Origin of the sequence: Dyella sp. (genome assembly GCF_035685885.1) — a bacterium.
Lineage (GTDB): Bacteria > Pseudomonadota > Gammaproteobacteria > Xanthomonadales > Rhodanobacteraceae > Dyella.
This window is the reverse complement of record NZ_DASRZX010000088.1, coordinates 23,880-29,879: the sequence shown is the minus strand read 5'-3', so window position 1 is coordinate 29,879 and position 6,000 is coordinate 23,880. Positions and strand designations below refer to the sequence as shown.

The window sequence follows — 6,000 nt, the reverse complement described above, 5'->3', positions numbered from 1 at the left end:
ATGCCGTGCTCGGCGCAGAAATCGAGCATTTCCTGCGTCTCGGCGATGCCGCCGATGGCCGAGCCGGAAATCGAGCGACGGCCCAGCACCACCATGCCCGCCTGCACCGGCGGCGCAATCGGTTCCAGAAGGCCCACCAGGCACAGCACGCCGTTGAGGTTCAGTGTGCCGAGGTACGGGTTGAGATCGTGCGGTGAAGGCACGGTGTCGAGGATGAAGTCGAACTGGCGGGTCACTGCTGCCATCTGCTTCGGGTCGGTGGAGAGCACCACGTGATCGGCGCCCAGCCGGCGCGCTTCGGCTTCCTTGCCCGGCGTGCGGGTGAACAGCGTGACGTCGGCGCCCATCGCCTTGGCGAACTTCAGGCCCATGTGGCCCAGGCCGCCCAAGCCGATCACGGCCACCTTGCTGCCCTTGCCGATCTTCCAGTGGCGCAGCGGCGACCAGGTAGTGATGCCGGCGCACAGCAGTGGCGCGGCGGCCTTGGGGTCGAGCTTGTCGGAGATGTGCAGGACGAACTTGTCCGAGACCACGATGCGTTCGGAATAACCGCCGAAGGTCGGCAGGCCGTCGTGCCGGTCCTTGTCGTTGTAGGTCCACGTGGCGCCGTTCTCGCAATACTGCTCGAGGCCAGCATGGCAGGAGCCGCAGTGCTGGCAGGAGTCGACCATGCAGCCCACGCCCACCATCTCGCCAACCTGGAAGCCCTTGACCTGCTCGCCCACGGCGCTGACGCGGCCAACGATCTCGTGGCCGGGCACCAGCGGGTAGGTGCTGCTGTGCCATTCATTGCGGGCCTGATGGATGTCCGTATGACAGACACCGCAGTACAGGATGTCGATCACCACATCGTCGGGCCGCGGATCGCGGCGCTGGAAGTCGTGAGCGGCGAGAGGCGTGCTGGCGGACTGGGCGGCGTAGCCGCGGATGGAAAGAGCCATGCTTGAGTCCTTGAGGGGCGAGAGAGTCGAGACCATGGAGTATGGGGAGATCGGCGTGAACGCCGGTAGCCGGATCCTGCGAAATACTTGCCTGATCCTGCAGCATGCGCGGAGCGGCACTCGCCAGGGCGTGCAGGAACAGGCAATCTTCTCGCCATGATCACCCTGCAAAATCCATGAACGCCAAGCTTCACGGCCAACCGAGCTCGTCGCAACCTGTACAAGGTCGCGAGGAATTGACAGCCATGGTTGAACGATTGACGCCGGCCGAAGGTGTGCATGTTACGCCGTGGCCCGCGTTGAGCCTGTTTCGCGCAGATTCGCCAAGCGTGCCTACCTGCGCCATCTATGAGCCAAGCCTCGGCCTGGCCCTGCAGGGCGCCAAGCAGATCCTGCTCGGCCAGCAATCGTTCGTGCATCAGCCCGCTTCGTATCTGGTGACCTCGGTGGACGTGCCGGTGTCCTCGCAGGTGCTGCATGCCTCCAAGGCCGAGCCCTGTCTGTGCCTCACTTATCGCCTGGATGTGGCGCGCGTGCGCGAGATGCTGCCGGATGTTTCCGCGAACCGGCCGGGTAGCGGTTCGGCGCCGGGCATTTCGCTGAGTGCGCTGGACGGCGGATTGCTCGATCCCTTGCTCCGCCTCGTGCGGCTGCTGGATTCGCCGCGTGACCTGGCCGTGCTCGGGCCGCTGATCGAACACGAGCTGTTGTACCGGCTGCTGACGGGCGAGCAGGGCGCGCGACTGGCGCAGATCGCCACTTCGGGCAGCCAGAGCCACCAGGTGTCGCGGGCCATCGAATGGTTGCGCCGCCACTACGATGAAACCTTGCGCATCGACGAGCTGGCGGCACGGGTGAACATGAGTGCGTCGTCGCTGCATCATCATTTCCGCTCGATCACCGCGATGAGTCCGCTGCAATACCAGAAGCAGTTGCGCCTGCACGAAGCGCGTCGCCTGTTGCTGGCCGACCAGTGCGACGTCGCCACCGCGGCCCATCGGGTGGGCTACGAAAGCCCCTCGCAGTTCAGCCGCGAATACAGTCGCCAGTTCGGCTCGCCGCCCTTGCGTGACGTTTCGAGGCTGCGGCTCGCCGAGGTGGCCGGGTAAGGCACGCCTGTCACGCGCGGCGCGTTCGTCGCGCACTTTTGAAAGACGACTCATCCCAAGGGAATGCCGATGAACCTGGCGTTGTTTGATTTCGATGGAACGATCACCCAGCGGGAGCTGTTCCGTCCTTTTCTCGAATTCGCCGTCCCGCCCGCGCGCCTGCGCTGGGGCGGCTTGCTGCTGTCGCCGATGGTGGTGGGTTACAAGCTCGGCGTCGTATCGCCCAACGCCATGCGCGCGTGTGCCGTGCGGGTAGGGCTGCAGGGCATGGATGATGTCCATGCCCAGGAGATGGGGCGGCGTTTTGCAGACGAGATCATCCCCACCGTGCTCCGGCCGCACGCCATGGAACGCATCCGCTGGCACCAGCAGCAGGGCGATCGTGTCGTGGTGGTGTCGGGCGCGTTGGACGTCTATCTGTCACATTGGTGTCGTCAGCACGGGCTGGAACTGGTCTGCTCGCTGCTTGAGGTTCGCGGTGGGCGCATGACCGGCCGCTATCTCGGACCGCAATGCGTGGGCGCCCAGAAGCAGCAGCGCGTGCGTGCGGCCTATGACGTCGATGCCTATCCGTTGGTTTATGCCTATGGCGACACCCACGAGGACCGCGAGCTTCTGCAGATGGCACACCGGCGCTATTTCCAGTGGCAGGAACAAGCCTGACGCTGACAATGCGGCACCCTGCGGGCGATGTAGGCCGCAGCCTATGGCTTTCGCGACATTGTTTGCGACCGCATTCTGCGTAATTTGCTCGAAGTCCCGCCCGACACATTCGCGTCGATGGACGGGCCGACGATCCACGCCGGGCTTCCACCCACGCGGCGGCTTTTTGCATCCCCGTGACGGTGCGCGCCATTCAGGCCACGGCGGGCACTCAACGCATGCGGGCAAGGAGGGCGGGTCATGGTCATGCTGCTGATGAAGGGTGCAGCCGGTCCGGAGGTTGCGGATCTGCGCAAGCGACTGGCATCCGTGCTGGGCGATGAGGCGAAGAACTTCCCGGGCCTGGCGACAGGCACGAGTTTCGATGCAACCGTCGATGCAGCGGCGCGTCGTTGGCAGGCGGGCATCGGCGTGCTGGCGGACGGCATCGTCGGACCTTACTGCCAGAGCCTGCTCGGCATGATCACGCTCCAACCCACGGCCGTGCCGCTCACCCTCGATACGGTGAGGCAACTGTTTCCGGCGACAAAGGCATCCAACATCGCGCGCTTCCTGCCGTACGTGGCGGCGGCGCTCAACGTGGCCGGGCTGCGCGACAGGCCGATGATTTGCGCGGCGCTGGGCACCATTCGCGCGGAAAGCGAAGGCTTCGTGCCCATCGCGGAATTCCCCTCGCACTTCAACACCACGCCGGGCATGCCGCCCTTCAGTGCGTACGACGGCCGCAAGTCGCTGGGCAACACGCAACCGGGCGACGGCGCGCGCTATCGCGGACGCGGCTTCGTGCAACTGACCGGGCGCGCGAACTATCACGCCTACTCATCAGCCATTGGCATCGACATCGAGAGTTACCCCGATCTCGCCAATGCCGCGGAACCGGCCGCGGTGCTGCTGGCGGTATTTCTGGCCAACGCCGCGACCCGGATGCGTGCCGCGCTGGCCGGCAACGACTACGCAGGAGCCCGCAAGCTGGTCAATGGTGGCACCTACGGCCTGGACAAGTTCCGCAATGTGTTTCAGCTCGCGGCCGACGTGTGGCCGGCGACCACGGGGCGCGCGCGTCCGGGTCGTGGGGCAGGGAAGGCCGTGGCCGCACCGCCCGCGCCCACCGCACCGGCGCGCACGACCAATGCGAGCAAGGATCCCGTTGATCTGCGCGATCGCGCGTATCTGCCGCCACCGGTGTGCCTGCCCGATCGCGTGCCCAGCGACGCCGAAGTTCGCGAGTTCCTTCCGGCCTATGCACGCGCCGGCATGGTGCTTGACCAGGGCAGCGAGGGCGCGTGCACCGGATTCGGGCTGGCATGCGTCATTAACTACCTGCGTTGGCGCAAGGCCGGCATGCCGACGAAGTTCGAGTCGGTCAGTCCGCGCATGCTCTACAACTTCGCACGGCGCTACGACGAATACGCCGGCGAGAATTACGAAGGTTCCAGTTGCCGCGGTGCTTTGAAAGGCTGGTTCTATCACGGTGTCTGCCTGGAAGGCGACTGGCCGTACAAGGCCGACGACACCCTGACGCCGCACTTCGGTTACGCCGGACGCGCGACGGCCAACACGCTGGGCGTGTATTACCGCATCGACCTCAAGGCCATCACCGACCTGCAGGCGGCCATTCTCCAGGTCGGTGCCATCTATGTATCGGCCAACACGCACGATGGCTGGGCCAAGGTGCCCACGTCGCACAAGAAGATCACGGGTCACGAAAGCCTGCCCGTGATTGCGTTCGATGGTCGTCCGTCGCAGGACGGCGGGCACGCGTTTTCGCTGGTGGGTTTCAACTCGGAAGGTTTCGTCATCCAGAATTCGTGGGGCAAGGGCTGGGGCAGCGGTGGTTTCGCCGTGCTGACCTACGCGGACTGGCTGGCCAATGCGATGGATGCATGGGTGGCGGCCATGGGCGTGCCTGGCGTGATATCGGGCGCACGCGCGGCGGGCGCCGTGAGTGCCACGCGGCAGGGTGCGGGAATCAGTGCGCGCTCGTGGGACGAGACCACGGCGTATCAGCATGGCGTCGTGTTAGGTGACGACGGCCGAATCACCCGTTATCTCACCCAGGACGAACTGAGCCGCGGGCTGCTGTACCAGGCTTGCACCTTGCCCGACCAGTGGTTTCGCCAGCAGAAGGGAGCGGTCAAGCGGCTGGTGATCTACGCGCACGGCGGCCTCAACAGCGAGGCGGATGCGATCACGCGAGCCCGCGCGATGGGGCCTTATTTCGTCGGCAACGGTTGCTACCCGTTGTTCATGGTGTGGAAGACCGGCCTGCTCGAATCGATAGGGGACATCCTTGTCGACAAGGTGCGACCTGACTCGCGCGCCGGTGGCGTGCGCGAGGCGCTCTCGGACATCGCCGATGCGCTGGTCGAAAAGACCGTGGGCCGTCCGCTTGCGCGTCCGATCTGGAGCGAGATGAAGCAGAACGCGGAATGCGCCAGCCAGTCCACCCGTGGCGGCGACCAACTGGTCACGGCGCTGCAGAACCTGGAGAAGACCTGGGGCGACAAGCTGGAGATCCATCTCATCGGGCATTCGGCGGGTTCGATCTTCCTGGGCTGGCTGATGGATGTGCTGTCCGGACGTGGACTGGGCGACAACGTCAAGTCCATGCACCTGTATGCGCCCGCCTGCACGGTGCAGTTCGCCAACCAGCATTTCGCGCCGAATGAAACGCTGATGAAAAGCCTGTACATGGACATTCTTTCCGACCAGAACGAGCGCGATGACAATGTCGCCTCGATCTATCACAAGTCGCTGCTGTACATGGTTTCCGATGCGCTGGAACTGGACGTCCGTACGCCCATCCTCGGGCTGGCCAACGTGATGGATGCCAGCTGCAGCGGCTGGGACGGCTCCTCGAGCACGGGCGAGGCGCTGGGCAACTGGCGGCAGGCGGCCAAGGACAGCGGCCTCAGCAAGCGCACGGACATCCTCGCCGCGAACAAGGTGCCGACCTGCCTGTCCGGCGACACCATCAGCGCCAGTCACGGCAGCTTCGACAACAACATCGAGGTGGTGGGCCGCACGCTGGAGCGCATCACCGGCGGCAAGCTCGCGATGCCGGTGGACGACTTGCGCGGGTTCTGAGAGTCCGCACTGCCGCCGCACGGCATGCCGTCGCTTCGCGGCGCATGGCTCCGGCGGCTCGCAAGCCCTTTCGTCCATGCCGAACGGCACTGGTGACAACGCCGCGATTCACGCATCTATCGGGTTTCTCCCGGCCCCTCCGGTTGCGCCGTTGCAGCGCAGCAGGAGCCATGTGCCGGGTTTCGATTTCCTGCCGCTTG

Annotated in this window: 4 protein-coding genes; 3 read left to right on the top strand and 1 reads right to left on the bottom strand. The window is 65.3% G+C overall.

The annotated features are described in order from the left end of the window. On the bottom strand, nucleotides 1–941 hold a 941-nt coding region (locus VFG49_RS10960), incomplete at its 3' end, for an NAD(P)-dependent alcohol dehydrogenase (RefSeq protein ID WP_324860364.1). 245 nt (nucleotides 942–1,186) lie between these two features. On the opposite strand from VFG49_RS10960, the gene VFG49_RS10955 reads away from it, so the two are divergent. The 3 genes from VFG49_RS10955 (at nucleotide 1,187) to VFG49_RS10945 (ending at nucleotide 5,800) form a co-directional block, all read left to right on the top strand. After that, entirely contained in the window at nucleotides 1,187–2,050 is an 864-nt protein-coding gene (locus VFG49_RS10955) for an AraC family transcriptional regulator (protein WP_324860362.1), read from the top strand. Nucleotides 2,051–2,119: 69 nt separating this feature from the next. Beyond that, nucleotides 2,120–2,713, top strand: coding sequence for an HAD family hydrolase (locus tag VFG49_RS10950; protein ID WP_324860360.1), 594 nt, complete (start codon nucleotides 2,120–2,122; stop codon nucleotides 2,711–2,713). Nucleotides 2,714–2,953: 240 nt separating this feature from the next. Next, entirely contained in the window at nucleotides 2,954–5,800 is a 2,847-nt protein-coding gene (locus VFG49_RS10945) for a C1 family peptidase (RefSeq protein WP_324860358.1), read from the top strand. Nucleotides 5,801–6,000 lie beyond the last annotated feature (200 nt).

Bases quoted from the DNA above. Each gene is read 5' to 3' on its own strand.
- VFG49_RS10955 (WP_324860362.1), top strand. From the start codon at position 1,187: ATGGTTGAACGATTGACGCCGGCCGAAGGTGTGCATGTTACGCCGTGG.
- VFG49_RS10950 (WP_324860360.1), top strand. From the start codon at position 2,120: ATGAACCTGGCGTTGTTTGATTTCGATGGAACGATCACCCAGCGGGAG.
- VFG49_RS10945 (WP_324860358.1), top strand. From the start codon at position 2,954: ATGGTCATGCTGCTGATGAAGGGTGCAGCCGGTCCGGAGGTTGCGGAT.